The organism is Nocardia citri, assembly GCF_054065835.1.
The window spans coordinates 1-25,675 of sequence record NZ_JBSUQM010000036.1; the positions used below are offsets into that span (position 1 = coordinate 1).

General features: G+C 66.3%; 25 protein-coding genes and 1 tRNA gene. 21 read left to right on the forward strand and 5 right to left on the reverse strand.

Annotated elements, in window-relative coordinates; genetic code table 11:
- The first annotated feature begins 967 nt into the window (after positions 1-967).
- The 6 genes from ACW2Q0_RS28965 to recN all read left to right on the forward strand — a co-directional run bounded on the left by ACW2Q0_RS28965 (position 968) and on the right by recN (position 6,830).
- The gene (locus ACW2Q0_RS28965; protein ID WP_457194146.1) at positions 968-1,840 is read left to right on the forward strand and encodes a tetratricopeptide repeat protein; all 873 of its coding nucleotides are present in this window, start codon (positions 968-970) and stop codon (positions 1,838-1,840) included.
- 178 nt (positions 1,841-2,018) lie between these two features.
- On the forward strand, positions 2,019-2,915 hold the full coding sequence (locus tag ACW2Q0_RS28970) for an HAD-IIA family hydrolase (protein WP_457194094.1): 897 nt from the start codon (positions 2,019-2,021) through the stop codon (positions 2,913-2,915).
- A 13-nt stretch (positions 2,916-2,928) separates the two neighbouring features.
- Complete coding sequence (locus ACW2Q0_RS28975) at positions 2,929-3,237, forward strand: hypothetical protein (RefSeq protein WP_457194095.1); 309 nt, start codon at positions 2,929-2,931, stop codon at positions 3,235-3,237.
- Position 3,238: 1 nt separating this feature from the next.
- The gene (locus ACW2Q0_RS28980; RefSeq protein ID WP_457194096.1) at positions 3,239-4,060 is read left to right on the forward strand and encodes a TlyA family RNA methyltransferase; all 822 of its coding nucleotides are present in this window, start codon (positions 3,239-3,241) and stop codon (positions 4,058-4,060) included.
- Positions 4,057-5,061, forward strand: coding sequence for an NAD kinase (locus ACW2Q0_RS28985; RefSeq protein ID WP_457194097.1), 1,005 nt, complete (start codon positions 4,057-4,059; stop codon positions 5,059-5,061). Before ACW2Q0_RS28980 ends, ACW2Q0_RS28985 begins: the two co-directional genes overlap by 4 nt.
- Positions 5,061-6,830: a DNA repair protein RecN gene (gene recN, locus ACW2Q0_RS28990; protein ID WP_457194098.1), complete on the forward strand. Its 1,770-nt coding sequence runs from the start codon at positions 5,061-5,063 to the stop codon at positions 6,828-6,830. The genes ACW2Q0_RS28985 and recN overlap by 1 nt, the downstream gene beginning before the upstream one ends.
- Before the next feature lie 4 nt (positions 6,831-6,834).
- On the opposite strand, the gene ACW2Q0_RS28995 is transcribed toward recN, so the two are convergent.
- The gene (locus tag ACW2Q0_RS28995; protein ID WP_457194099.1) at positions 6,835-7,254 is read right to left on the reverse strand and encodes an SRPBCC family protein; all 420 of its coding nucleotides are present in this window, start codon (positions 7,252-7,254) and stop codon (positions 6,835-6,837) included.
- 160 nt (positions 7,255-7,414) lie between these two features.
- Between ACW2Q0_RS28995 and steA the strand changes: the two genes are divergently transcribed.
- The 13 genes from steA (at position 7,415) to ACW2Q0_RS29060 (ending at position 21,934) form a co-directional block, all read left to right on the forward strand.
- Positions 7,415-8,626, forward strand: a complete 1,212-nt coding sequence (gene steA / locus ACW2Q0_RS29000; RefSeq protein ID WP_457194100.1) for a putative cytokinetic ring protein SteA — start codon at positions 7,415-7,417, stop codon at positions 8,624-8,626.
- Positions 8,623-9,570, forward strand: a complete 948-nt coding sequence (locus ACW2Q0_RS29005; RefSeq protein ID WP_457194101.1) for a copper transporter — start codon at positions 8,623-8,625, stop codon at positions 9,568-9,570. Before steA ends, ACW2Q0_RS29005 begins: the two co-directional genes overlap by 4 nt.
- Before the next feature lie 130 nt (positions 9,571-9,700).
- The gene (locus ACW2Q0_RS29010) at positions 9,701-11,422 is read left to right on the forward strand and encodes a CTP synthase (protein ID WP_457194102.1); all 1,722 of its coding nucleotides are present in this window, start codon (positions 9,701-9,703) and stop codon (positions 11,420-11,422) included.
- On the forward strand, positions 11,422-12,081 hold the full coding sequence (locus tag ACW2Q0_RS29015; RefSeq protein WP_457194103.1) for an NUDIX domain-containing protein: 660 nt from the start codon (positions 11,422-11,424) through the stop codon (positions 12,079-12,081). The genes ACW2Q0_RS29010 and ACW2Q0_RS29015 overlap by 1 nt, the downstream gene beginning before the upstream one ends.
- A 12-nt stretch (positions 12,082-12,093) precedes the next feature.
- On the forward strand, positions 12,094-13,044 hold the full coding sequence (gene xerD / locus ACW2Q0_RS29020) for a site-specific tyrosine recombinase XerD (RefSeq protein WP_457194104.1): 951 nt from the start codon (positions 12,094-12,096) through the stop codon (positions 13,042-13,044).
- Positions 13,045-13,409: 365 nt separating this feature from the next.
- Positions 13,410-14,384, forward strand: a complete 975-nt coding sequence (locus tag ACW2Q0_RS29025; RefSeq protein ID WP_457194105.1) for a ParA family protein — start codon at positions 13,410-13,412, stop codon at positions 14,382-14,384.
- Positions 14,385-14,503: 119 nt separating this feature from the next.
- A complete protein-coding gene (locus ACW2Q0_RS29030; RefSeq protein ID WP_457194106.1) occupies positions 14,504-15,367 on the forward strand; it encodes a segregation and condensation protein A in 864 nt (287 codons plus the stop codon).
- Positions 15,368-15,846: 479 nt separating this feature from the next.
- A complete protein-coding gene (gene scpB / locus ACW2Q0_RS29035; protein ID WP_457194147.1) occupies positions 15,847-16,494 on the forward strand; it encodes an SMC-Scp complex subunit ScpB in 648 nt (215 codons plus the stop codon).
- A 534-nt stretch (positions 16,495-17,028) separates the two neighbouring features.
- The gene (locus ACW2Q0_RS29040; protein WP_457194107.1) at positions 17,029-17,907 is read left to right on the forward strand and encodes a pseudouridine synthase; all 879 of its coding nucleotides are present in this window, start codon (positions 17,029-17,031) and stop codon (positions 17,905-17,907) included.
- A gap of 32 nt (positions 17,908-17,939) precedes the next feature.
- A complete protein-coding gene (gene cmk, locus ACW2Q0_RS29045; RefSeq protein WP_457194148.1) occupies positions 17,940-18,650 on the forward strand; it encodes a (d)CMP kinase in 711 nt (236 codons plus the stop codon).
- Between the two features lie 31 nt (positions 18,651-18,681).
- A complete protein-coding gene (gene der, locus ACW2Q0_RS29050; RefSeq protein WP_457194108.1) occupies positions 18,682-20,097 on the forward strand; it encodes a ribosome biogenesis GTPase Der in 1,416 nt (471 codons plus the stop codon).
- Between the two features lie 545 nt (positions 20,098-20,642).
- Positions 20,643-20,915: an ArsR/SmtB family transcription factor gene (locus ACW2Q0_RS29055; protein ID WP_457194109.1), complete on the forward strand. Its 273-nt coding sequence runs from the start codon at positions 20,643-20,645 to the stop codon at positions 20,913-20,915.
- 17 nt (positions 20,916-20,932) lie between these two features.
- On the forward strand, positions 20,933-21,934 hold the full coding sequence (locus ACW2Q0_RS29060; protein ID WP_457194110.1) for an LLM class flavin-dependent oxidoreductase: 1,002 nt from the start codon (positions 20,933-20,935) through the stop codon (positions 21,932-21,934).
- Here ACW2Q0_RS29060 and ACW2Q0_RS29065 read toward each other — a convergent pair.
- Complete coding sequence (locus ACW2Q0_RS29065; RefSeq protein WP_457194111.1) at positions 21,931-22,458, reverse strand: hypothetical protein; 528 nt, start codon at positions 22,456-22,458, stop codon at positions 21,931-21,933. The two genes, ACW2Q0_RS29060 and ACW2Q0_RS29065, sit on opposite strands and share 4 nt — an antisense overlap.
- A gap of 114 nt (positions 22,459-22,572) precedes the next feature.
- Between ACW2Q0_RS29065 and ACW2Q0_RS29070 the strand changes: the two genes are divergently transcribed.
- Both ACW2Q0_RS29070 and ACW2Q0_RS29075 read left to right on the forward strand, forming a co-directional pair.
- A complete protein-coding gene (locus ACW2Q0_RS29070; RefSeq protein WP_457194112.1) occupies positions 22,573-23,325 on the forward strand; it encodes an acyl-[acyl-carrier-protein] thioesterase in 753 nt (250 codons plus the stop codon).
- 92 nt (positions 23,326-23,417) lie between these two features.
- Positions 23,418-23,491 (forward strand) — tRNA-Pro (locus ACW2Q0_RS29075).
- 45 nt (positions 23,492-23,536) lie between these two features.
- Here the strand turns inward: ACW2Q0_RS29075 and ACW2Q0_RS29080 are convergent.
- From ACW2Q0_RS29080 to ACW2Q0_RS29090, 3 genes are read right to left on the reverse strand one after another with little or no spacing between them, the layout of a single operon-like run.
- Positions 23,537-24,799 (reverse strand): tyrosine-type recombinase/integrase, encoded by a 1,263-nt coding sequence (locus ACW2Q0_RS29080; RefSeq protein ID WP_457194113.1) that lies wholly within the window; start codon positions 24,797-24,799, stop codon positions 23,537-23,539.
- Positions 24,799-25,026 (reverse strand): helix-turn-helix domain-containing protein, encoded by a 228-nt coding sequence (locus ACW2Q0_RS29085; RefSeq protein WP_457194114.1) that lies wholly within the window; start codon positions 25,024-25,026, stop codon positions 24,799-24,801. Before ACW2Q0_RS29085 ends, ACW2Q0_RS29080 begins: the two co-directional genes overlap by 1 nt.
- A complete protein-coding gene (locus ACW2Q0_RS29090) occupies positions 25,023-25,223 on the reverse strand; it encodes a helix-turn-helix transcriptional regulator (RefSeq protein WP_457194115.1) in 201 nt (66 codons plus the stop codon). The genes ACW2Q0_RS29085 and ACW2Q0_RS29090 overlap by 4 nt, the downstream gene beginning before the upstream one ends.
- Positions 25,224-25,675: the final 452 nt, after the last annotated feature.

The window sequence follows — 25,675 nt, forward strand, 5'->3', positions numbered from 1 at the left end:
CACGATAGGGGACCCAACACTTTGGGTCCCCTATCGTCGTTTGTGCACCTATACCTACACCGTGTTCGGGCCCGACCGCCGACACGTGATTGAATTCAGAGGTTCGACAACCTCTGGCGGAACCTAGAAAGGGGCCACCGTGTCGGAACAGAACGACGGCCGGAAGTCTTTCCGGCAGGACGGTCCCGACCGCGATCGCGGTGATGCCTCCCGCAGCTCCGACCGAGGCGATTCCGGCGAACGTCGCGGCTTCAAACGCAGCGGCGACTCGCCCCGGAGTGGTTCGAACGATCGCAGCTCCGGCGACCGCGGTGGTTTCAAGCGCAGCGGATCCGGCGAGCGCGGCGGCTACAACCGCAGCGCTGATGATCGTGGTGGCTTCAACCGCGGCGGTGGACGGGGCGGTTTCGAGCGCGGCGACTCTGGCCAGCGCAGGGATTCCGGCGACCATGGCAGCTTCGACCGTTCGGGCGAGCGCGGTGGATTCAAGCGCTCCGGTGATTCCGGCGGCCGCGGTGGTTTCGACCGCGGCGGCTCCAGCGAGCGTGGCGGTTTCAGCCGCTCCGGTGATTCCGGCCGCAGTGGTGCTTCCGGCCGACGTGGTGATTCAGCTGAGCGCGGTGGTTTCAGCCGAGGTGGCTCCGGTGAGCGCGGTCGCTTCGATCGGGGCGATTCCGGCGAGCGTGGCGGTTTCGACCGTGGCGGTGATTCCGGCGAGCGCCGTGGTTTCAAACGCGGTGATTCCGGACAGCGCAATCACTCCGGCGATCGAAGTGGCTTTTCCCGCAGTGGTTCCGGTGAACGCGGCGGTTCCGGTGAACGCAGTGACTTCAGGCGCAGTGGCTCGGGTGATCGCGGCGGCGGGTTCAATCGTGGTGACTCGGGCAATCGAGATGGGTTCAGCCGCGGTAGCAGCGGTGAGCGTGGCGGCTTCAAGCGTGATGCCGAATCGAGACCGCGAGGCGATGTGAACGAAGGCGGCGGGTTCAAGCGACGCGAAGAAGCCGGACAGCGCGGCGGATTCAACCGTGGTGGTGACTCCGGTGGTCGAGGTGATTCGGGCCAGCGCGGCGGCTGGAACCGCGACGATGCGCAGGATCGTCGTCGCGGTGGCGAAGGTGCACGTACCGGGGGCGGCTCGGCTGATAGACGTGCGCCCCGTCCCGAAGAGCCGGATCTGCCCGATGACGTCCAGGCCACCGACCTCGAAATCGAGGTGCGCCGCGACCTGCTGAGCCTCGACAAGGGCAATGCCGAAACCGTAGCCCGGCACCTCGTAATGGCGGCTCGACTCATCGATGACGACCCGCGTCTTGCTTTGGCTCATGCGCGGGCCGCCCGTCAACGCGCGGGCCGCATCGCCGTGGTCCGCGAAACCGCGGGTGTCACCGCCTATCACGCGGGTGAATGGGCTGAAGCCCTTTCCGAATTGCGCACGGCCCGCCGGATGTCCGGTGGATCCGGTCTACTCGCGGTCATGGCGGACTGCGAGCGCGGCCTCGGCCGCCCGGAGCGCGCCATCGAATTGGGCCGCAGCGATGAGGCCCGTGCCCTGCGCGGTGACGAGGCCACCGAACTCCGCATCGTGGTCGCCGGTGCGCGCATGGACCTCGGCCAATACGACCAGGCCGTAGTCACCCTGCAAACCTCGGAACTCGACCCCTCCCGCACCGGGTCCGCTGCTGCCCGCCTGTTCTACGCCTACGCCGACGCCTTGGTCGCGGCCGGTCGCACCGCCGAGGGCCTCACCTGGTTCCTCAACGCCGCCTCCGCCGACCTCGACGGCGAAACCGACGCCGAGGAACGCGCCGAAGAACTCACCGGAGACACCGAGCTGTAGGGTCCGGCTCCTGGGCCCGATCACCGATGAGTGCGTCGACTGAGGTGACAGCGCAGGCCGGCTCGGCGGACCGGGCTTGCGACAGACCGTCGGTCGACGCTGTCATTTTCCTGTCGGCGGGCTGGCGTAGGGTTCGGGAACGGCAATGTGTCGGTCGGCGACATGAAGTGAGAGTGGTGTGAAGCGGCTACGAGAGCAGTACGAAGCCCTGCTGCTGGATCTGGATGGCACGCTGTATCGCGGGCCCGAGGTGATCGGTGGCGCGCCGGAGGCATTGGTGAATTCCGTTGTGGCACAGCGGCTTGTGTATGTCACGAACAATGCGAGTCGTGGTCCGGACGTGGTTGCGCGGCATTTGGCCGAGCTCGGATTCGCGGCGGAAACCGATGATGTCGTCACCAGTGCGCAGGCGGCGGCGCGGCTGTTGGCGGAGCGGCTCGACGCCGGGGCAACGGTATTGATCGTTGGCACCGATGACCTGGCCAAAGAGGTCGAAGCTGTCGGATTGCGTGCGATCCGGCGTTTCGACGGCACGGCGCCCGATGCTGTCGTACAAGGGCATTCACCCGAAACCGCCTGGCCGGATCTGGCCGAGGCGGCGTACGCGCTGAGCGCCGACGCATTGTGGGTCGCCGCCAATACCGATAAGACCTTGCCGAACGAGCGCGGCCTCGCGCCCGGCAACGGCGCCATGGTCGCCGCACTACGTGCCACCTCCGGCAGGGAGCCGGTGGTAGCGGGTAAACCCTTTGCGCCGCTGCTGGAGGACGCCTTGGTGCGCGCCGGAACGCGCAGCGCGTTGGTGGTCGGCGATCGCCTGGATACCGATATCGAGGGCGCCAACCGCGTCGGCCTCGAATCGCTGCTGGTCCTGACCGGCGTCAGCACCCTCGACGAGCTACGCCATGCCCCGGCGGACCTGATCCCGACCTATGTCTCGGAGTCGTTGGACGCACTGAATCACCCGCCGGTCGAGGACGAGGCGACCGACCTCGCCGACGACTTGGCGCAACGCTTGCGGGGCAACCCCGGACGAGCCGTAAGGGTGCGGGCGTCCGGTTCGGAAATCCGATAGCGTTGACCCCACGATGACTACCCCGATGCCCCGCTCCAACGGACCCGGCCCCGGCTCGAACGGACCGCGCCCCGGGCCACCGCTGCCCGGCCAGCATCTGCCGGGTGCACAGGGACGCCCGGAGCCTGCCGACCCCGCGCGGATTCGCGCCGAGATCGATGGCCTGCTCGCCGAACTGGACGCGCGTTCGGCCTGGACCGGCTTGGCCGCGCCTCCGCCGACGGACTCCGATTCCGGCGCCGACATCACCCGGCGCGCCCGCATCCTGGAGCAGGCACATGAGGTGCTCGTGCAGGCACTGGCCACGGTGGACAAGATCTGAGGTGGCCAGGCGCGCGCGGGTGGACGCCGAATTGGTTCGCCGCGGATTGGCGCGGTCGCGTGAACACGCGGTCGAGCTGATCGGTGCGGGCCGTGTCCTGATTGCTGGAACAGTCGCCGTGAAGCCGGCGACGGCCGTCGAGGCGGGCACACCGCTGATCGTGCGCGAGGAGCCCGATGAGGTGTCGTGGGCCTCGCGCGGTGCGCACAAACTGCTCGGCGCGCTCGAAGCCTTCGAACCCCAGGGCCTGACCGTTGCGGGGAAGCGGTGTCTGGATGCCGGTGCGTCGACCGGCGGCTTCACCGATGTGCTGCTCTCCAAGCAGGCGCGGGAGGTCGTCGCCGTCGATGTCGGCTATGGCCAGCTGATCTGGCGGCTGCAGAACGACGACCGGGTGCGGGTTTTCGATCGCACCAATGTCCGCGCCATCACCCCCGAATCCATCGGCGGTACCGTCGAGCTCGTCGTCGGCGATCTGTCGTTCATATCGCTGAATCTGGTGCTGCCCGCACTCGCGGCCTGCGCCGCGCCGGGCGCAGACCTGCTGCCCATGGTCAAACCCCAGTTCGAGGTGGGCAAGGAGCGGGTAGGCTCCGGCGGTGTGGTGCGCGATCCCGCATTGCGCGCGGAAGTGGTACGCGATGTCGCGGCGTCCGCCGCCGATTTGGGCTTGCGCACCGTCGGGGTGGTGGCCAGTCCACTGCCCGGCCCATCGGGCAATGTCGAATACTTTGTGTGGCTGCGTAAGGACGGGCTGTTCGAGTACGACGGCGAGCAGGTCGCGGCGCTCGTCGAATGTGCGATTGAGGAGGGTCCACAGTGAACGCGCTGACGCCGGCCGAATCCAGGGAGATTCTGCTGGTTTCGCATCCGGGCCGGGCGGAGATCATCGAAACCGCCCATCGCGTCGCGAAGATTTTCGCGGACGCGGGCATCGGGCTGCGCGTGCTCGCGGACGAGGCGGACAGCACCCGATTCGACTGCGAGCCCGATACTGCGGGCAGGACGGCCGTCGCGGAACCGGGCGGATATCCGGCGCGGGTGGTCGAGCATTGCCCGGACGCGGCGGTCGGTTGCGAGATGGTGCTCTCGCTCGGCGGTGACGGCACCTTCCTGCGCGCGGCCGAATTGGCCCGGCCCGCGAGGGTGCCGGTGCTCGGAATCAACCTGGGCCGCATCGGTTTTCTCACCGAGGCCGAGGCCGAACATCTCGATGAGGCGTTGGCGAGTGTGGTCCGGGGCGACTATCGTCTCGAGCAGCGGATGACCATCGATGTGAACGTCCGGGTGGACGACGAGATTGTCGAAACCGGTTGGGCACTCAATGAAGCCAGCATCGAGAACGCCTCGCGCATGGGTGTGCTCGAAGTGGTTCTGGAGGTCGACGGGCGTCCGGTTTCGCAATTCGGCTGCGACGGCATCCTCATCTCCACCCCGACCGGATCGACTGCCTACGCGTTCTCCGCGGGCGGTCCGGTGGTGTGGCCGGAACTCGAAGCGCTGCTGGTGATTCCGAGCAATGCGCATGCCCTGTTCGCGCGGCCGTTGGTGACCAGTCCAGAGTCCAGGATCGCGGTCGAATCCGTTGCTGTGGGCCACGATGCGATTGTTTTCCTGGATGGCAGGCGCACCCTGGCATTGCCGAAGGGCGGGCGGCTCGAGGCGGTTCGCGGCGCTGAACCGGTGCGCTGGGTACGGTTGGATTCCGCTCCGTTCGCCGACCGGATGGTACGCAAATTCCAATTGCCTGTGACAGGCTGGCGTGGCCGACGGCGAGTGGAGAGCAGCCGAGGGATGGCAGCCGGCGGGGTGGGTGAGGACTAGTGCTGACAGAGATCAGGATTGACGGACTTGGCGTCATATCCACGGCCACTGCGCAATTTCATGAGGGTCTGACGGTTCTGACCGGTGAGACCGGTGCCGGTAAGACCATGGTGGTGACGAGCCTGCACCTGCTCAGCGGGGCGCGGGCCGATGCGGGCCGGGTTCGGCAGGGCGCGGCACGGGCCGTGGTCGAGGGGCGGTTCACCGTCGATGAGGTGAATACGACCGCGCAGAAGCATGTGCAGGAAGTGCTGGAATCGGCTGCGGCCGAACGCGATGACGACGGCAGCGTCATCGCGATCCGTACGGTCGGCAGTGATGGACGTTCCCGCGCGCACCTCGGCGGTCGCGGTGTGCCCGCTGCTGTCCTCGCCGATTTCACCGCGTCGTTGCTGACCGTGCACGGTCAGAACGACCAGTTGCGGCTGCAGCGTCCGGAGCAGCAGTTGTCCGCTCTGGATCAGTTCGCCGCCGATGCGGTCGGTCCGCTGCTGCGCAAGTATCGGGCGCAGCGGCGATCCTGGCTCGATGCCCGCAATGAGCTGCTCGAACGTACCGCGCACAGTAGGGAACTCACGCTCGAGGCCGACCGGCTGAAGCATTCGCTGTCCGAAATCGATGCCATCGCACCCGAGCCCGGTGAGGATGTGCGTATCGTCGCCGAGGTGCGCCGGCTCAGCGATCTGGATTCGCTGCGTGAGGCCGCCGCGATCGCACACGATGCCTTGGCCGGTCCCGCCGATTCACCCGAAGACGGTTCGGGTGCGCTGGAATTGCTCGGCGCCGCGCGGGCACGCATCGTATCGGCCCACGATCCGGCACTGACCGCGCTCGAGCCCCGGTTCGGCGAGGCCATCGCGGTGGTCGTCGATCTCACCACCGAACTCAGCGGCTATCTTTCGGATTTGCCTTCGGACCCGGGCGCTTTGGATTCGTTGCTCAACCGGCAGGCCGAATTGAAATCGCTGACCCGCAAGTACGCGCCGGATATCGATGGGGTGATCGCGTGGGCCGATGAGGCGCGCACGCGTCTGGGCTCGCTCGATGTTTCCGAAGAGGCGCTGGCCACGCTGGCGGCGGAGGTGGATATCGCCGCGGAACGCGTTCGAGAAGCGGCACGCAAATTGACCGCGGCGCGTACCAAGTCGGCGGGTAAGCTCGCCTCGGCGGTGAGCGTCGAACTCGGTGGGCTCGCGATGGGTAAGGCGAAACTCGAGGTCGTGGTGCGGCCGGTACCCGCGAGCCCGCAGGATTCCGCGCCGCTGACCGTGGACGGGCAGCAATTGCATGCGGGTTCGAACGGCGTCGACGAAGTGGAATTCCGGTTGTCCGCGCATTCCGGCGCGCAGTCGTTGCCATTGAGCAAGAGCGCATCCGGTGGTGAGCTGTCGCGCGTGATGCTGGCCCTCGAGGTGGTACTCGCCAGTTCGGATCACGGCGCGACCATGGTGTTCGACGAGGTCGACGCCGGTGTCGGCGGCCGGGCCGCGGTCGAGATCGGCCGTCGGCTGGCCCGACTCGCCCGCACCCATCAGGTGATCGTGGTGACCCACCTGCCGCAGGTCGCCGCTTTCGCCGATACCCATCTCGTGGTGGACAAATCCGATGACGGCAAGGGCAAGGTCAACAGTGGCGTTCGGGCATTGACCAAGGATGAGCGCGTCATCGAATTGGCTCGTATGCTGGCCGGTCTCGATGACACCGAAACCGGCCGAGCCCACGCCGAGGAACTGCTCGAAACCGCCCGCGCCGAACGCGCTCTCGCCTGAAGGTTCAGCGCAGCGCTTTTCGGGCGCCCTCGAGGAACTGGTTGATAAGGTTCTTCAGGCCGAATTCGACGACCTTGGCCGGTACGGGAAGGCTGGGCTCGGACTCCATCGTGTAGGAGACCAGGGTGCCGTTATCGGCATCGGTGAAGGTGATGGTGCCGACGTGTCGTTTCACCGGGGCACCCTTGATGATCTTGTATTCCATCAGCTCGCCGGGGACCAGCTTGGTGGTCTCCTCGACGAAGCCGACACCGGCCTTGCCGATGAGATACTGCGCACCGACGCCGTTCGGGGTGGGCGAGCCGGGGGTCTTCAAGGTGAAGTCGACCGGGATGTACGGGTTGATGCCGTCCCGTTCGGTGAAGAACTTGTAGACCACATCGCGCGGTGCCGCGATCACGGCATCGACGGTGCTGCTGACCATGGTGACTCCTCTTCGGGATATCTGTGACCCCGCAGCATACGGGCATTGGTTGACATTTCTTCGGCGTGACGTGGTGCTCGTGGTATCACAGTGACGAATGTGATAGATGTTACGGCGCGCCTCCACCAATGGTTGAGGGCTAACAGCCAATATCTCGCCCATGAAGATGTTGGCGTTGTTGTCGAAGAACACCGAAGCGCTGCCCGGTCTGACCGGGGTAGCTCGGGTTGACCGCAACACCAGGCGTCTGCTGAGGCGGGTCGGGCCCGGTGATGTCGTAATACTCGATGAGATGGATCTGGATCGGCTCACCGGCGATCGGTTGGTCGAGGCGGGCGTGGCCGCGGTGGTGAATACTTCGCCATCGATCTCGGGCCGCTACCCCAACTTGGGGCCGGAAGTATTGGTCGCCAACGGAATTCTGCTGCTGGACACGGTGAGTTCGGATGCCTTCCGCATCAAGGACGGCACCAAGGTCCGCATCGATGAGGGCGTCGTCTACGCCGATAAGCTGGTCAAGAAGGCGCCCGAAGTCCTGGTCAGCGGCATCGAGCTGACCGCATCCGATATCGCCGAGCGGATGATCGAGGCGCGCAACGGCCTCGCCGATCATCTGGAGGCCTTCGCGGGCAATACCATCGAGTTCATCCGCACCGAGAGCGCGCTGCTCATCGACGGTATCGGGGTGCCGGAGCTCGACCTGTACATGAAGAATCGGCATGTGGTCGTGGTCGCCGATGGTCCGGACCATGTGGACGATCTGAAGCGACTCAAGCCGTTCATCAAGGAGTACGCCCCGATCATGGTGGGCGTCGGCCGGGGTGCGGACACCTTGATGAAGCGGGGCTACCGCCCCGATCTGATTGTCGGCGACCCGGACGAAATCACCACCGCCACCTTGAAATCCGGTGCCGAGATGATCCTGCCCGCCGATACCGACGGTCACGCCAAGGGGTTGGAACGCATCCAGGATCTAGGTATCGGCGCGACGACCTTCCCATCGTCCGGTGCGGCGTCCGATCTGGCTCTGCTGCTGGCCCACCACCACGGGGCATCGCTGATCGTGACCGCCGGTGCCCCCGCTTCGCTGGACGATTTCTTCGACCGCGGCCGCCGCGAGAGCAATCCGGCGACCTTCCTCACCCGACTGAAAATCGGCACCCAACTCATGGATGCCAAGGCGGTCGCCACGCTCTACCGAAACCGGGTGTCCGGTACCGCCATCGCGATGGTCGTACTCGCCGCGCTCGTCGCGGTAATTGTGGCCATGCTCGCCTCGAATATGGGGACCGAGGCATTGGATTGGGCCAGCGATACCTGGAACCGGTTCGCGCTATGGGCCCAGGGTCTGGCTGCTGGAGGGGACTTATGATTTCGATTCGGCAGCACGCGGTTTCGATCGTCGCGATCTTCCTGGCCCTCGCCCTCGGCGTGGTGCTCGGCTCGCAGACGGTGGCGGCGGACCTGTTGACCGGATTGCGCGCGGACAAAACGGATCTGCGCAAACAGCTCGATGGGACCACCGATCAGAATCGTCGGCTCGGCGACGAAATGAATGCCGCGGACCGTTTCATCGCCGGATCGGCCGGCCGGATCCTCGGCGGCACGCTTACCGACCGCAGCGTCGTGGTCTTCACGACCCCTGACGCCGAACCCGCCGATGTCGAGGCCGTCGCGAAAGATTTGGAAATCTCCGGCGCCACCGTGACCGCCCGCGTCGCGCTCACCGACGCTTTCCTCGACGCCGCGGAGGGCGATCGGATGCGCACCGCGGTCACCAATGTCATCCCTGCTGGCGCGCAGCTGCGCACCGGTCAAGTGGATCAGGGGAGCATGGCGGGCGATCTGCTGGGGCTGGTGCTGCTGCTCGATCCGGCGAACCTGCAACCGCGCAGCACCCCGCAGGAGTTGAGCCTGGTGCTGGAGACACTGCGCGGCGGCGGTTTCCTCGCCTACGGCGACACTCCGGCGCATCCCGCCAACCTCGCTGTTGTCGTCACCGGCGACGGTGCGAAGGCCGGCGAGAACAGTCAGGGCAGCAATATCGCGCGATTCACCGGCGCCCTGCGCGGTCGTGGGGCGGGTGCGGTCCTGGCCGGACGATCCGGCGCCGCCGATAACCCGGGTCCGATCGCGATCACTCGTTCCGACGCCGCGCTGGCCACGGCCGTCACCACCGTAGACAATCTCGACCGCGACATTGGTCGCGTCACCACTGTGCTGGGCCTGAGTGAGCAGCTCAACGGTGGTGTGGGCCGATACGGAACCGGCACCAAGGCGACCTCCCTCACACTCGTCGCGCTGCCCGCAAGCTGATCCGCCCGACTTGCGATGTCAGGTGCTACGCACATGGCGTACGGGCCGGATCCGATCGATGGCAGCGACTGGGTGGCAAACGTGTGTGGCATGTGATCAGGCCAGCGATTCCGTGTTACCGTGAAGACCCGTGGGTCATACACGGAATCAGGCGCGAACGGTCACGAAGCACATCTTCGTCAGTGGTGGTGTCGCCTCCTCATTGGGTAAGGGTCTTACCGCCTCCAGCCTCGGTCAGCTGCTGACCGCGCGCGGTCTGCGGGTGACCATGCAGAAACTCGACCCGTACTTGAACGTCGATCCCGGCACTATGAATCCGTTTCAGCACGGAGAAGTGTTCGTTACCGAAGACGGGGCGGAGACCGATCTCGATGTCGGCCACTACGAGCGGTTCCTGGATCGGGACCTGTCCCGGGACGCGAATGTGACTACCGGGCAAATCTATTCGTCGGTGATCGCCAAGGAGCGCCGCGGCGAATACCTCGGCGACACGGTGCAGGTCATCCCGCACATCACCGACGAGATCAAGAGTCGCATTCTGGCGATGCAGGGCCCGGATCTCCAGGGACAGGTGCCCGATGTGGTGATCACCGAAATCGGTGGCACCGTCGGCGATATCGAATCGCAGCCCTTCCTCGAGGCCGCACGTCAGATCCGCCACGATGTGGGCCGAGACAATGTGTTCTTCCTGCACGTATCGCTGGTGCCGTACCTCGCGCCGTCGGGTGAGCTCAAGACCAAGCCGACCCAGCACTCGGTGGCCGCGCTGCGCAATATCGGTATCCAGCCCGATGCGCTGATCCTGCGTTGCGATCGCGAAGTGCCGCAGGCGCTCAAGAGCAAGATCGCGCTGATGTGCGACGTCGACGTCGATGCGTGCATCTCCACGCCGGACGCGCCGTCGATCTACGACATTCCCAAGGTGCTGCACCGTGAGGGCCTGGACGCCTATGTGGTGCGCAGGCTCGGGCTGCCCTTCCGGGACGTGGACTGGACTGTGTGGGGCGATCTGCTGGATCGGGTGCATCAGCCGCGGGAGACGGTCGAGGTCGCACTGGTCGGCAAGTACGTCGATCTGCCCGATGCGTATCTGTCGGTGACCGAGGCGTTGCGCGCGGGCGGATTCGCCTCACGGGCCAAGGTGAATATCCGCTGGGTGCAGTCCGATGAGTGCGAGACCCCGGCGGGTGCGCAGGCGGCGCTGCGCGATGTGGACGCGCTGCTGATCCCCGGCGGGTTCGGTATTCGTGGCATCGAGGGCAAGGTCGGAGCCATCAAATATGCGCGGACCAGGGGGCTTCCGCTACTCGGCCTGTGTCTGGGTCTGCAGTGCGTGGTCATCGAGGCCGCGCGATCGGTCGGTCTGGCCGAGGCCAATTCGGCCGAATTCGAGCCGGACACACCGCATCCGGTGATCTCCACCATGGCCGATCAGAAGGAGATCGTCGCCGGTGCGGCCGATCTCGGTGGCACCATGCGCCTGGGCGCCTACCCGGCGACGCTGCGGAAGGGGTCGGTGGTCGCGCAGGCTTACGGCACCGACCAGGTGTCCGAGCGGCATCGGCACCGCTACGAGGTGAACAACGCCTACCGCGACAAGATCGCCTCCAGCGGTTTGAAGTTCAGCGGCACCTCGCCCGACGGGCATCTGGTCGAATTCGTCGAGCTGCCCACGGATAAGCATCCGTTCTTCGTGGCCACTCAGGCGCATCCCGAGCTCAAGAGCCGCCCGACCCGGCCGCATCCGCTATTCGCCGCGCTGATCGCGGCGGCGTTGAAATATAAACTGGCCGAGCGGCTTCCGGTCGATATCCCGGGCGAAGAGTTCGCGAACGCAGATCAGGTGTCGTAATGAGTGAGAACGGGGGAGCCCGGCCGGGCAGCCACGATTTCGAGACGGTGGCGAGCAAGACCGTGTACAGCGGGGCCATCCTCGCCTTGCGGCTCGATCAGGTGGCGATGCCGGGCGGACGCGTCGTCGAGCGCGAGGTGATCGAACATCATGCGGCGGTTGCGGTCGCGGCCATCGACGATGCCGATAATGTGGTGTTGATCAGGCAGTACCGGCATCCGATCGGGCAGCGGCTGCTGGAGCTGCCCGCTGGACTGCTCGATGTGCCCGGCGAGGATCCGCTGGCCGCGGCCAAGCGCGAGTTGGCCGAGGAGACCGGACTGGCCGCCAGGGAGTGGGCGGTACTGGTGGACGTCGCGCTCTCGCCCGGATTCACCGATGAGGCGCTGCGGGTATATGCCGCGCGGGGTCTGTACGAAACCGACCGACCGGAGCCGGAATTGGAGGAGGCGGACCTGGAACTGGTCCGCATGCCGGTGGACGAGGCTGTGCGCGCCGCATTGGCCGGTGAGATCGTCAATGCCACGGCGGTCGCCGGTCTGCTCGCACTCGCGGCAGCCAAGGCGGGCGGGGCCGAGTCGCGTCCGGCCGACGCACCGTGGCCGGGGCAGTCCACCGCACTTTTGCGTCGCAAGGCGCAGCGGCAGTCCGAAGACTGACGGGTCCGGGCGGTGCTCGCGCGGGAGGTGGACGCCTACCTCGATCATCTTGCGGTCGAGCGCGGCGCCGCCCGCAACACCCTCGGTGCGTACCGTCGCGATCTTGGTCGCTATCGGGATTTCCTGGGCGGGCGCGGGATCGCGGCGCTCGACCAGGTCTCCGAATCCGATGTCGCGGAATTCACGATGGTACTGCGCGCGGGTGGGGAGGCATACCCGCCACTGGCCGCCAGTTCGGTCGCTCGCGCGCTGATCGCGGTACGCGGGCTGCATCGCTTCGCCGCGGCGGAAGGGATGACGAGTACCGATGTCGCACATGCGGTGAAGCCGCCGACGCCCGGACGGCGATTGCCGAAAGCGCTGCCGTACGACCAGGTGTTGCGGTTACTGGAGGCGGCTGGCGGCGCGCCGATCGATGATGCGAACGGCGCCGGGTCCGATGGCGGGCCGCGTGGATTGCGCGATCGGGCGTTGCTCGAGCTGCTGTATTCGACCGGGGCGCGGATTTCGGAGATGGTCGGGCTCGATGTGGACGATCTCGATACCGAGGAACGGGCTGTCGTACTGCACGGTAAGGGCGGCAAGCAGCGCATGGTTCCGATCGGTAGGCCCGCGCTGGCGGCGGTCGACGCATATCTGGTGCGGGGTCGGCCGGTGCTCGCCGCGAACGGGAAAGGCACAGCCGGCGCGCTGTTCCTGAATGCCCGCGGTGGGCGGTTGTCGCGGCAGAGTGCCTGGCAGGTTCTGCGGATCGCGGCTGAGCGGGCCGGTATCGGGGCCACGGTTTCGCCGCATACGCTGCGGCATTCCTTCGCAACGCATTTGCTCGACGGGGGTGCGGATGTGCGTGTGGTCCAAGAACTTCTGGGGCACGCCTCGGTCACGACCACGCAGATCTACACCTTGGTCACCGTGAGCACCCTTCGCGAGGTCTGGGCGACCGCTCACCCCCGCGCCCGCTGACCCCGCTGCGCACTGCTCGGCGCGCCGCGCGCGATTTTGCCCGCTGGCGTACCAAACGTGTGCTGGGCCGTTTCGGCGGGCGGCGGTATTCCTTGTCGATGGGGAACGTCACGGGTCCGCAAAGGGGGTCGGTGGTGGTTCGCGCGGGTACCGTGTATGGCTTCGGGGTGTCGGTGGACGCCTGCGCAGGTAAACGTGGGTGTCGCGTGTCCGAGCGTGGGTCTTGCGGTGTCAAGCGGTAGCGTCTATCGAGAGCTGGACCGTACGAAAGCGAGGTCAGGCCTGATCGGCCTCGCTACGCTCGGGCAGAAGATGCCGGAGGCGGGCGAATGCAACGGGCAGGAACGTATAAGGAGCAGCGGATCGTGACGACAGCCGGTGCGGCAGAACCGCCGATGAGTGCTGGGGCGCAGCCGCTTACGGGTCCCCGGACGGGTCCGTACTCGGAAGCCGCGGCGGAAACGCTGTGGGGCAACGGTGCCGAACCCGTCCCCGACGACGCGTCGCTCGGCCCGACCGGGCGACCGCTGCGTGCGGTGCCCGACCCGCCGCCGGTCGAGCGGCACGGTGATGCGCTGATCGTCGCGATGTGTAATCAGAAAGGTGGCGTCGGCAAGACCACCTCGACCATCAATCTGGGTGCGGCGCTGGCGGAATTCGGTCGACGGGTGCTCCTGGTGGATCTGGATCCGCAGGGTGCGCTGTCGGCGGGATTGGGTGTTGCTCACCACGATCTCGATTTGACCGTGCACAACCTGCTGATCGGATCCAAGGTCTCGATCGACGAGGTCCTGATGGAGACGCGTGTCGAGAATTTGGATCTGCTGCCCAGCAATATCGACCTGTCGGCCGCGGAAATCCAGCTGGTCAACGAGGTCGGCCGGGAGCAAACGCTGGGTCGCGCGCTGGAAGCGGTGCGTGATCGCTATGACTACATCCTCATCGATTGCCAGCCGTCGCTCGGCCTGCTCACGGTGAACGCGCTGGCCTGCTCCGATGGTGTCATCATTCCGATGGAGTGCGAGTACTTTTCGCTGCGCGGGCTCGCCCTGCTCAACGACACCGTCGAGAAGGTGCGGGACCGCCTGAACCCGCGCTTGAGCCTGTACGGCATCGTGGTCACCATGTTCGATGCGCGGCTACTACATTCGCGTCAGGTCATGGCGCGCGTCGTCGAGGTATTCGGCGACCTGGTGTACGACACGGCGATCGCGCGTACCGTACGTTTCCCGGACGCCAGCGTCGCGGGCGAACCCATCACCACGTGGGCGCCGAAATCCAGTGGAGCCGAAGCATATCGGTCGATGGCGCGGGAAGTCATCCACCGGTCCGGCCGGTGATCGGCGGTACGGAACCGGCGCCATCGACGAACACCGATACACTCGGCTCGGGGTCTGATGAGTTCGTCGATCGGGACTCCGAGGCCGGGCATGCGGCGTCGGCCGCGCACGACTGCGCCGTGGCGCAAGATGATCTGCCTGGTAGCGAACCGAACGGGCAGACGTCCGGGTTCCAGCTGCGACTGAGCAACTTTCAGGGCCCGTTCGATCTGCTCTTGAATTTGATCAGTTCACGCAAGCTCGATGTGACCGAGGTCGCGTTGCATCAGGTGACCGACGAATTCATTGCCTACACAAAGGCTTTGACTGCCGGCATCGGGCAGCAGGGGACGTTGCGCGCCGACAAGATCCTCGATCAGACCACCGAATTCCTGGTCGTCGCGGCGACCCTGCTGGATCTCAAGGCAGCGCGGCTGCTGCCGTCCGGCGAGGTGACCGACGCCGAGGATCTCGAACTGCTCGAGGCGCGCGATCTGCTCTTCGCCAGGCTGCTGCAATATCGCGCGTTCAAACAGGTCGCCGAGTTGCTCGGGGAGTTGGAGGCGGTGGCGTTGCGGCGCTACCCGCGCGCGGTCGGGTTGGAGGAGCGCTACGCCGACCTGCTGCCCGAGGTTACGCTGGGGGTTGACGCACCCAAGTTCGCGGCGATCGCCGCGGCGGCCTTCCGGCCCCGTCCGGTGCCGCGGGTCGGACTCGACCACCTGCACCAGCACGCGTTCTCGGTCGCCGAACAGGCCGCGCTCGTGCTCGAACAGCTCAAACTGCGCGGACCGGGTGGTTGGACGACCTTCGGCGAATTGGTCGCCGATTGCGAAGTGCCGATCCAGATCGTCGCCCGCTTCCTGGCACTGCTCGAGCTGTACCGGGGCAAGACGATCGAGTTCGACCAGCCCGACCCGCTCGGCCCGCTCTCGATCAGCTGGACCGGCGACCCCGAGGACGAGACCGCCGACACCGTGACCATCGAGGAGGACTACGGGTGAGTGAACGCACCGACGATGCGGCACCCCTCGAGCACAACGGCATCGAGCATGAGTGCGTGGTCCCGAGCGAGCATGAGGATTTCGCACCCCGTGCATCTGACGGGATCCATGGCTCGCTGGCCACGAGTGCGGCATCGTCGATCGGTCGCGGTGACCATATCGAAGACGCCACATCCGAGAGGATCGACAACGGTGCCGCACTCGACTCGGCTGGCGGAGACGATGTCGGGGGCGCGGCGGTACCGAGCGGCTCAGGTGCGAAGGACACCGAAAGTGGTCGAATCGTGCACGCGGATTCGTCGAGTACGGCCGAGTCGGCCATCAGCGAGGAGGCAGGGTCGAGCACGCGTGGCGGAATCGACGACATCGAGGGAGCGCTGGACAGCAGCGAGACGCCGCCGTCGAGCAGTAGGGGTGTAGGCGGCGCGGCCTCCGCACGTGCGACGAGAAACAGGGGAGGCGCCGGTTCCGACGAGGAAGTGGCGGAGTTCACGCCTGAACCGCTGGAGGACGATGAATTCCGGTCGGCGTTGGAGGCGATGCTGCTCATTGTGGATGCTCCCGCCCCGGTAGAGTTGCTGGCCGACGCGTTGCGAGATAAGTCGGCGCGGGTGCAGCGGGTGCTGCACGAAATGGCGGCGGAACTGTCCGCGCGGGCCAGTGGCATAGATCTGCGTTTCGTAGGTGACGGGTGGCGCTTCTATACTCGCAGCGAGTACGCGCCGTATGTGGAACGGATGCTGCTCGATGGCGCCCGGTCGAAATTGACCAGGGCGGCTCTGGAAACATTGGCGGTGGTGGCATACCGCCAACCGGTGACCCGGACCAGGGTCAGCGCGGTGCGCGGTGTGAACGTCGACGGTGTGATGCGAACCCTCTTGGCTCGCGGATTGATCGCCGAGACCGGGGTCGACCCGGAGACGAACGGCACGCAGTACTGCACGACCGAGTTGTTCCTGGAGCGGATCGGACTCGCCTCGCTGTCCGATCTGCCGCCGCTGGCGCCCCTGCTGCCGGGCGTCGACCTGATTGACGAGATCAACGAGAGCCTGGAGACGGACCCCCGTTACACCAGGCTGAAGAAATCCGCCGAGACCGATTTGGATCTCGGTACCGAAGAAGACTGACAGGACAACATGAATACGCCCGCTCGCCGAGATGGCACACCGGATCGTAGGACGAGAAGCGACCAGCCCACCAGGGGCGGCGCCGGCCGAAACGCACGCGATACGCGTTCGGCGCAACGCGGAGGTACGCAGCGCGGAGCCGCATGGGGCGGTTCCGAGCGCGGCTCCTCGCAAGGGGGTTATCGAGGCAGTTCCGAAGGCGGTTACCGCGGCACCTCACAGGGCGGTGGCGGATACCGTCGTTCGTCGCAGGGTGACGGCGGCTATCGCGGCTCTGGCGAGCGCGGCTCCGATCGGCGTGGTACTTCGCAGGGCGGTTATCGCGGTTCGTCGCAGGCCGACAGCGGTCATCGCGGTGGCTCGGGTCAGCGCGGTTCGTCGTACGGCGGCTCCGAACACCGTGATTCGCGTGGCGACGCCTATCGTGGTGCCGCACAAGGCGGTTCGGTACCGCGTACCGGCGGTTCGCGCGGCTATGCATCGGGAGGCGCTGCGCAGCGGGGCAATCCGTCGCGCCGCACCACCTCGGCCACGATGTCCACGCCTGTCGGCAAGAAGGCCAAGAATCCGAAGCCGCAGAAGAAGGTCGTCGCCGCTCCACTGCTGAGCAATGCCAAGCCGGCCAGGAAGCAGCACGTCGACCAGCCCGCCGAAGGCGGCCACGAGAAATTGCCGTGGGGCGAGGGCGAGCGGCTGCAAAAGGTCCTCGCCAAGGCCGGTGTCGCCTCGCGTCGTGCCGCCGAGGAGATGATCGCCCAGGGCCGGGTCGAGGTCGACGGCGCGATTGTCACCGAGCAGGGCCTGCGGATCGATCCACAGCACGCCGTGGTCCGCGTCGACGGCACCCGGGTGATGGTGCGCGAAGAACTGGTCCATATCGCGCTGAACAAGCCCAAGGGCTGGCAGTCCACGATGTCCGACGATCTGGGTCGCCCGTGCGTCGGCGATATCGTGGCCGAACGCATCGCGGCCGGTCAGCGCCTGTTCCACGTCGGCAGGTTGGATGCGGACACCGAGGGGCTGCTGCTGCTCACCAATGACGGCGACCTCGCGCACCGGCTCATGCACCCGTCGTTTCAGGTGCCCAAAACCTATCTGGCGACGGTGAACGGTGAAGTCGACAAGTCGGTCGGCAAGCGCCTGCGCGACGGTGTCGAACTCGACGACGGTCCGGCCAAGGTCGACAAGTTCCAGGTGCTCGAGCTCGGCGAGGGACGTTCGCTGGTCAAGATCGTGTTGCACGAAGGACGTAAGCACATCGTGCGCCGACTGCTCGACGCGGTCGGCCATCCGGTGACCCGGTTGGTGCGCACCTATATCGGTCCGGTCGCCCTGGGCGACCAGCGGCCCGGCACGCTGCGCGTGATCGGCCGCGATGAAGTCGGCAAACTTTACGAGGCGGTGTCGCTGTGAACGGTGTAGAGATTCCCGTGGAGGTCCCCGCGATGGTCGAAGGCAGCACACCGCTGGTCGTTGCCATGGACGGGCCATCGGGTACCGGCAAGTCCAGCGTGTCGCGGCGGCTGGCCACCCGTCTCGCCGCGAGCTACCTGGACACCGGCGCGATGTACCGCGTCGCGACGCTGCGGGTGCTGCGGGCCGGTGTCGAGCTGACCGATACGGCGGCGATCGGTGCCGCGGTGAAGGAGCTGCCGCTGACCATCGGCACCGATCCCAGCCGTGAGCTGATCCTGCTCGACGGTGAGGACGTCTCCTCGGAGGTTCGCGGCAATGCCGTCACCAAGGCGGTGTCCGCGGTATCCGCCGTGGCCGAGGTGCGCGAGCTGCTCGTCGCTCTGCAGCGTGAAATCGCTTCCGCCGCACAGCGAATCGTGGTCGAGGGACGCGATATCGGCACCGTCGTGCTGCCGGATGCCGACGCCAAGATCTACCTCACCGCCTCCGCCGAGGCCCGCGCGCAGCGGCGCAACCAGCAGAACATCGCCGAAGGCCGCGGCGACGACTTCGAGGGCGTACTCGCCGACGTGCAGCGTCGCGACACCCTCGACTCCACTCGTACGGTGTCCCCGCTGCGTCCGGCCGACGACGCGGTGCAGGTCGACACCAGCGAACTGAATATGGATGAGGTCATCGACGAGCTGTATCGCGTTGTGGTGCGGCAGGTTTCGGTCGGCCGGACGGGCAGGACAGCGTGAGCGAGCGAACCAAAGACAGCGAGACGCAGTCATGAGCGAGGACGTACTCGCGGGTGATGGCGTCTGGAGTGACGAATCCGATTGGGAGATAGCCGATCTCGACAGCGAGTTCGGTGCGGACGAGCATATCGCGATGCCGACGGTGGCGGTGGTGGGCCGCCCGAATGTCGGCAAATCGACCCTGGTGAACCGGATCCTCGGTCGTCGTGAGGCCGTCGTCGAGGACATTCCCGGCGTGACCCGCGACCGCATCTCCTATGAGGCGAACTGGGCGGGTCGCCGTTTCCTCGTGCAGGACACCGGTGGCTGGGAGCCAGATGCCAAGGGCCTGCAGCAGTCGGTCGCCCGGCAGGCCGAACTGGCCATGGAGACCGCCGACGCGATCCTGCTCGTGGTCGACGGCGTGGTCGGTGCCACGGCCACTGACGAGGCCGCGGTGAAAAAGCTGCGCCGCTCCAAGATTCCGGTGATCCTGGTCGCCAATAAGGTCGACGACCAACGCGTCGAATCCGAGGCTGCCGCGCTGTGGTCGCTCGGTCTCGGCGAACCGCGCATGGTCAGCGCCGCGCACGGCCGCGGCACCGGTGACCTGCTCGACGACGTCCTGGAAGTGCTCCCGGAAACCCCACGGGAGGGCACCGGCGGTACCGGTCCGCGTCGGGTCGCGCTGGTCGGCAAACCCAATGTCGGCAAGTCCAGCCTGCTCAACAAGCTCTCCGGTGATGAGCGTTCGGTCGTGCACCATATCGCGGGCACGACCGTCGATCCGGTCGATTCGCTGGTCGAATTGGGCGGCAAGATCTGGAAATTCGTGGACACCGCGGGTCTGCGTCGCAAGGTCTCCCATGCCAGCGGCATGGAGTTCTACGCATCGCTGCGCACCAAGGCGGCGCTGGAGGCCGCCGAGGTCGCGATCATGCTCATCGACGCCTCCGAGCCGATCACCGAACAGGACCTGCGGGTGATCAGCATGGTCGCCGAATCCGGTCGCGCGCTCGTGCTGGCCTTCAACAAGTGGGATCTGGTCGACGAGGACCGTCGCCTGCAGCTCGACAAGGAAGTCGACCGGGATATGGTCCGGGTGCCGTGGGCACAGCGCGTCAATATCTCCGCGCATACCGGCCGCGCCGTCCAAAAGCTCGTGCCCGCAATGGAAACCGCACTGGAATCCTGGGATAAGCGCATCCCCACCGGGCGCCTGAACAACTGGCTCAAGGAAGTCATTGCCGCGACGCCGCCGCCGATGCGCGGTGGCCGGTTGCCCCGCGTCCTGTTCGCGACGCAAGCCACCACTCGGCCGCCGACCTTCGTGCTCTTCACGACGGGGTTCCTGGAGGCGGGCTATCGCCGGTTCCTGGAGCGCCGCCTGCGTGAGGAGTTCGGCTTCGACGGTTCTCCGGTTCGTATATCGGTTCGCGTGCGCGAAAAGCGGGAGCGCAAGAAATAGCCTCCGGAGCGGACGTCGTTGCGTGGCAACGGTGTCCGCTCCGGGTGTGCGCTATCAGCGGAAGTCGGCGAGGTGGTCGGCTACCCACTCGGCCAGCGAACGCGCCGGGCGACCGGTGCTGTCGGCGACGGTTGAAGTGGTTCGGGGGGTGCGGCGATGGTGTGACCGGTCGCGCGCAGCGGCAATAGGATTGCGCACCGAGGCCCGACTCTGGATCGACACCCACCGCGGCGACTGTCGCCGCCGGCGAGGCACTGGCTCGCCATCGTGAAGTCTCCTTCGCCGCCACCAATCTGGTGGCGGCTGTCAACTGCCGCGATCCTCGAGACCTCGGTCGCTACCTCACCGAACGCATCGCAGAACTGCCCAGCGTCGTCACGCTCGAAACCGCTCCGATTATTCATACCGCCTGCGCGCGGGTTCCCTGCTTCCTCAGCGTTCGGCGGCGTGTGATGCGTCACGATGCCGAGCCGCCGCATCCGGCGTAAATTCGTTAATTAGCGAAATATCGAAGGGAAGTGGATGTGCTCGACGAGTGCAAAGCGTTGGCGAATGAGACCCGCTTGCGCATTCTGGCGTGGCTCAAAGATCCGGATGCGAACTTCCCGGAACGGGGCGATGACACCGACGAGCTAGGCGTCTGCGTCGGCTTCATCCAGCAGAAGGCGGGGACTTCGGCCTCGACCATATCGGCGCATCTCGCGATCCTGCAGCGCGCCGGATTCCTCAGCGCCACCCGACGCGGCCAGTGGACCTACTACCGCCGCGACGAGGCCCGCATCCGGGCCTTCACCGAAGAACTCCACCGCGTTCTCTGAGCTACGAAGGAACTTATATGTCCACCGCACTGTCGATTCTCGACTTGGCGTCGATCGCACCCGGCCGCACCGCACGCGACAGCTTCGAAAACAGCGTCGCGCTGGCCAAGGCCGCCGAACGCAGCGGCTACCGTCGGGTCTGGTACGCCGAACACCACAACATGCGTTCGATCGCATCGAGCGCCACCAGCGTTCTCATCGGTCACGTCGCGGCCCAGACCGAGACCATTCGGCTCGGCTCGGGCGGCATCATGCTGCCCAATCACTCGCCGCTGGTGATCGCGGAGCAGTTCGGCACCCTGGAGACGCTGTTCCCCGGACGGATCGACCTCGGGCTCGGCCGTGCGCCGGGCAGTGACCAGAAGACCATGTTCGCGCTGCGCCGCAATACGACCTCGGCGGATTCCTTTCCACAGGATGTGCTGGAGCTGCAGGGCTATTTATCGGGCAACTCGCGGGTGCCCGGTGTGGAGGCTGTGCCGCGCGCGGAAGGCATTGTGCCGCTGTACATTCTGGGTTCATCGCTGTTCGGGGCGCAACTCGCCGCGCAGCTCGGTCTGCCGTATGCCTTCGCATCCCACTTCGCGCCGGACGCGCTGCACCAGGCGGTCGCCGTCTACCGCGACAGTTTCCGGCCGTCGGAGCAGCTGGCCGAGCCGTACGTGATGGCCGGTGTCAATGTATTCGCGGCCGAAGACCACCATGCGGCGGTGGCGCAGAAGACGATCGCCTACCGTGCTCGCGCGCGACGCATGATTCAGCGTGGTGGCGCAGGCGCCGACTTCACCGATGAGGAGATCGACACGTTCCTCGCCTCGCCGAACGGCAGCCAGATCAACGCGATGACCCGGTACACCGCCGTCGGTACACCCGCCGAAGTCCATTCGTACCTGGCGGATTTCGCGGCTTCCATCGAAGCGCACGAACTCATCGTCGCCCACCACGCCACCGACATCGATGACCGTCTCCGGTCCGTCGAACTCACCGGTGGCCTCATCACCGAGCCGGTAGCTCGCTAGCTGAGCAAGCCGCCGACTATCAGATTCGCGGTAATGGTGCCGTCGGCCTCGTTATCGCCATAGATGACGACCGCGGCACCGACCGCCACATCCGACACCCTGTTGCCGGTGAGGACCAGCACATTGGTATCGGCGGTGACGTGAACTGGTGTCGTGGCACCCAATATCCCTTCCACCACCAACGTTCTGCCGTCGTTGGCCCGGACCCTGCCGATAGTCAGTCCGCGATCGACCTGGACCGCATTCGCCGGGCCGGCGGTGGCCGCCACCGCTGCGCTGGCCGTCGGTTCTCGGGCCGGTGCCGAACCCAGGGATGCAATGAAGAGATAGACCACCAACGAAAGCAGGACCGCGAAGCTGGTTCCGATGAGCATGCCGAGGTCCGGATAGTGCTGCCGTCGTTTCGACGGAATTGTGATGGCGGTGAGTATCACCGGGTCGATGGCCAGTTCGGCGGCGCCGGTGGACTCCTTGTTCGGGAGGCCCTTGGGCTGGTTCGACCACGGCGTGGCCGGGGAACTCATAGCTTCAACGTTATTCAAACGAGTGCGACTACCTATCACCACTGGCGGGAGCACGTCGATGGGGGCGCGGGTCGCAGTGCGGCCGCGGGGGCGGGACCTGGCATTATCCGTTTCATGGTCATTCCCAGCGTGCTGCCGCAACGCCCTACCGCCGGGACTCCGTTCGAGACCGGCTGGCCAGTCCGCCTCGCCGATACCGGCCGGGACCAGCGCCTGCGTCTCGACGCCATCGCCCGCTATCTGCAGGACATCGGTTTCGAACACCTCGAGGCCGTCGAGGACGGCGATACCCACCGCGGCTGGGTGGTTCGCCGCACCGTCATCGATGTGCTCAAACCGGTCGAATTCGGCGAACACGTCACCCTGCGTCGCTGGTGCTCGGCCCTGTCCAACCGCTGGTGCACTATGCGCGTGCAGATCTGCGGCAATCGCGGCGGCCTGGTCGAAACCGAAGGATTCCTCATCCATTTCGGCGCCGAATCCGGTGTCCCCGCCCGCATGAGCGACCGTTTCATGGCACCCATGCTCGCCAGCACCACCGAACACCGCCTGCGCTGGCAAGCCGCACTGACCGACCCACTCCCCATCGGCCCCGACGTCCACGAATTATCCTTCCCCTTGCGCGTCGCCGATTTCGACTGGCTCGACCACGTCAACAACGCCGTCTACCTCAGTGCCCTGGAGGAACTCCTCACCACCCACACCGACCTCACCTCCGGCCCCCACCGCACCGTCATCGAATACACCAAACCGCTGAAAGCAGGCGAGCAGGTCCGCGTGATCGGCCGCCGCACCGACAACACCCTCGACGCCTGGTTCGCCGTAGCCGACGACCGCCGAGCCGCCGCCCGCGTCACCCCACGCTGACTCCCGCCCCACCCGCCACACCGATAACCAGGCGATTCGGCGTCTGGCCCACCCCTGAGGTAATCTTTCCGAGCGCCCGAAACCGGGCGCAACGGGCTGTGGCGCAGCTTGGTAGCGCACCTGACTGGGGGTCAGGTGGTCGCAGGTTCAAATCCTGTCAGCCCGACACACAAAAATCCCCTCCGACCTGGGTCGGAGGGGATTTGCGCTTTTAGACGGCTCGAAGATTTGGGGCCAATCTGGGGCCAGAGTCCCCGTTGAGGTGCCGTGCGAGCCGGTCCCCGTCGTCGCGTAGCGCCGCGATGTCCGGGTGTAGGTAGCGCTGGGTGATCCGAGGATCGGTGTGCCCAGCGATCCGTTGCAGGCGATGCAGCGGGACGCCCGCGTCGGCGAACCAGGTCAACCCGGTGTGCCGCAGATCGTGGCGCCGCAGATGCTCGTAGCCGAGTTTGGTCACGACCTCATCCCAGTGAGTTGCCTTGCGCAGCACTCCTGTTGCGATGCGGCCACCGCGCGGCCCGACAAACATCCGAGCGTCGAGCAGTGCGGCGTGCTGAGCCTCGGCGTTCGCGTCGTCCAGCTCGTCTGCGATCCGGCTGCGCGCATCGTTGATCCGCGCCAGGATCAGTGGGCGGATGTTCTCGATGATCGGAATCGTCCGGGAGCGTTTGCCTTTCGTGCCCTTGTCCTTCAACCCGCCTGGCCCCGGCGTTGTCTGGCGCCGAAGGGTCCAGACCCAATCCACAGTGTCGATATCGCGAATTCGGCAGCCCGATACCTCACCGATGCGGGTTGCGGTGCACGCGGCGAAGACCACCGCGTCACCCCATCCCTGGAATTGGCCGGCGGAGGCGGCGACCAAACCGGCGGCGAGCTTCTGGAGCGTCGCCCAGTCCGGCAGCGCCAGCGCGCGAGGGTTGTCGACGTCGTCCTCGTCGGTGACGATCTGGCGCTGCCAGCCGGTCACGTCGACCCGATTGCGGTCGAGGATCTCGTCTCTGACCGCCTGGTCGAGAATGCGAGTCAACGCGGCGAGGGTGTTCTTGATGGTCGACCGGCCGCTGCCCTTATCGATCCACTGCCGCACCGCCCGGTCGGCCATACCCGAAGTGATCATCGTGACCGGCAGGTGGCCCAGCGTCGGCACGATTCGCAATCGCCAGCCGCACATATACGGGTCGAGAGTTTTCGGCTCCAAACCGCGCATCGCAGTGTCCCAGTGCATGTTTCCGTAATCGGCCAGCGTCGCGGTCGCGGTCATCGGGTCGACGCCACGCGCCGCGGCTTGCTGGATGCGTTCGATCCAGCCCTCGGCCTCCTCGCGGGTCGCGAAGGATTCCGATTTCGAGTTGCGGTCTTTGGTGGCCGGATCGGTCCACCGCACCCGGGCACGGTGCTTTCCGGCCTTGCCGCGCTGCTCGATGTAGCCGGTGATCGCCACGCCGAGCGGCGTCGGGTCGATGCGCTCAATCATCACGCCGCCCTCGGGTCGACGCGGCGGCTCGCGATGAAGGCGAGCACATCGGCACCGCTGTAGCGGATGACGCGCTCGGAGAACGCGACGAACGCCGGGCCTTGCGGCGGGCGCGCGGTGCGCCACCGCCTCATGCTGGACGGGTCCACCTTCAAAGCCGCGGCGACCTCTTCGGTCGTGTACCACTGCGAAGGTTCGAGTCCCTGCGGCTGGTGCTCGGTGCTCACGGCTGGCCCTCCTTCCCGGTCTGTGCTTCCTGCTCGGTGATCCATGCGTGGATGACGCTTTCGCGGTAGACGCGGCGACGGCCGAGTTTGAAGCTGGCCGGGCCGACGCCCTTGTGCGCCCAGTAGCGCCAGGTTGCGGCGGGGATGCCGGTGAGTGTTTCGAGATCAGCGGCTTGCAAGAAGTTCTCGGTGCTCATGGTCAGGTTCTCAGCTTTCGTGGTCGGTGTGCGCCGCGAGGCGACGGAATCGGGTGGTGAGGGCGACAGCGCGTCGCACGCTGTCGCTGTCGGTGTCGCCTGTCGGACGGAGGAGGGCGACAGCGGGTGGACTGCTGTCAACCGGGTGGACAGCCCTGTCCAGTCGCCGTCTACCGGTGTCAAGCCACCGATGACTTTTGGACCGGACCGGACCGTCGGCGTATGTTGCCCGAATCATTGGGGTTGAAATCGGGTGTTTCCCCTGGTCGTTGACCTGAAGGGGGCTTGCCGCGCCGCACCGGACAGGACTGTCAACCGGCGTCGCCGGGCTGGACAGCCGCGTTAATGCGCTGTTGCCTGTCGCGAATTGCGATGCCCCGGGCGAGGTTTCGGCACCGCCGCTGTCCGCTGCGTGGGCGGGCGGTTGGACGGCGTTGTCCAGCCGGTGTTGA

Bases quoted from the DNA above. Each gene is read 5' to 3' on its own strand.
- ACW2Q0_RS28975 (WP_457194095.1), top strand. From the start codon at position 2,929: ATGACTACCCCGATGCCCCGCTCCAACGGACCCGGCCCCGGCTCGAAC.
- ACW2Q0_RS28995 (WP_457194099.1), bottom strand. From the start codon at position 7,254: ATGGTCAGCAGCACCGTCGATGCCGTGATCGCGGCACCGCGCGATGTG.
- steA (WP_457194100.1), top strand. From the start codon at position 7,415: ATGAAGATGTTGGCGTTGTTGTCGAAGAACACCGAAGCGCTGCCCGGT.
- ACW2Q0_RS29005 (WP_457194101.1), top strand. From the start codon at position 8,623: ATGATTTCGATTCGGCAGCACGCGGTTTCGATCGTCGCGATCTTCCTG.
- ACW2Q0_RS29015 (WP_457194103.1), top strand. From the start codon at position 11,422: ATGAGTGAGAACGGGGGAGCCCGGCCGGGCAGCCACGATTTCGAGACG.
- ACW2Q0_RS29040 (WP_457194107.1), top strand. From the start codon at position 17,029: ATGTCCACGCCTGTCGGCAAGAAGGCCAAGAATCCGAAGCCGCAGAAG.
- cmk (WP_457194148.1), top strand. From the start codon at position 17,940: ATGGTCGAAGGCAGCACACCGCTGGTCGTTGCCATGGACGGGCCATCG.
- der (WP_457194108.1), top strand. From the start codon at position 18,682: ATGAGCGAGGACGTACTCGCGGGTGATGGCGTCTGGAGTGACGAATCC.
- ACW2Q0_RS29060 (WP_457194110.1), top strand. From the start codon at position 20,933: ATGTCCACCGCACTGTCGATTCTCGACTTGGCGTCGATCGCACCCGGC.
- ACW2Q0_RS29065 (WP_457194111.1), bottom strand. From the start codon at position 22,458: ATGAGTTCCCCGGCCACGCCGTGGTCGAACCAGCCCAAGGGCCTCCCG.
- ACW2Q0_RS29070 (WP_457194112.1), top strand. From the start codon at position 22,573: ATGGTCATTCCCAGCGTGCTGCCGCAACGCCCTACCGCCGGGACTCCG.
- ACW2Q0_RS29080 (WP_457194113.1), bottom strand. From the start codon at position 24,799: ATGATTGAGCGCATCGACCCGACGCCGCTCGGCGTGGCGATCACCGGC.
- ACW2Q0_RS29090 (WP_457194115.1), bottom strand. From the start codon at position 25,223: ATGAGCACCGAGAACTTCTTGCAAGCCGCTGATCTCGAAACACTCACC.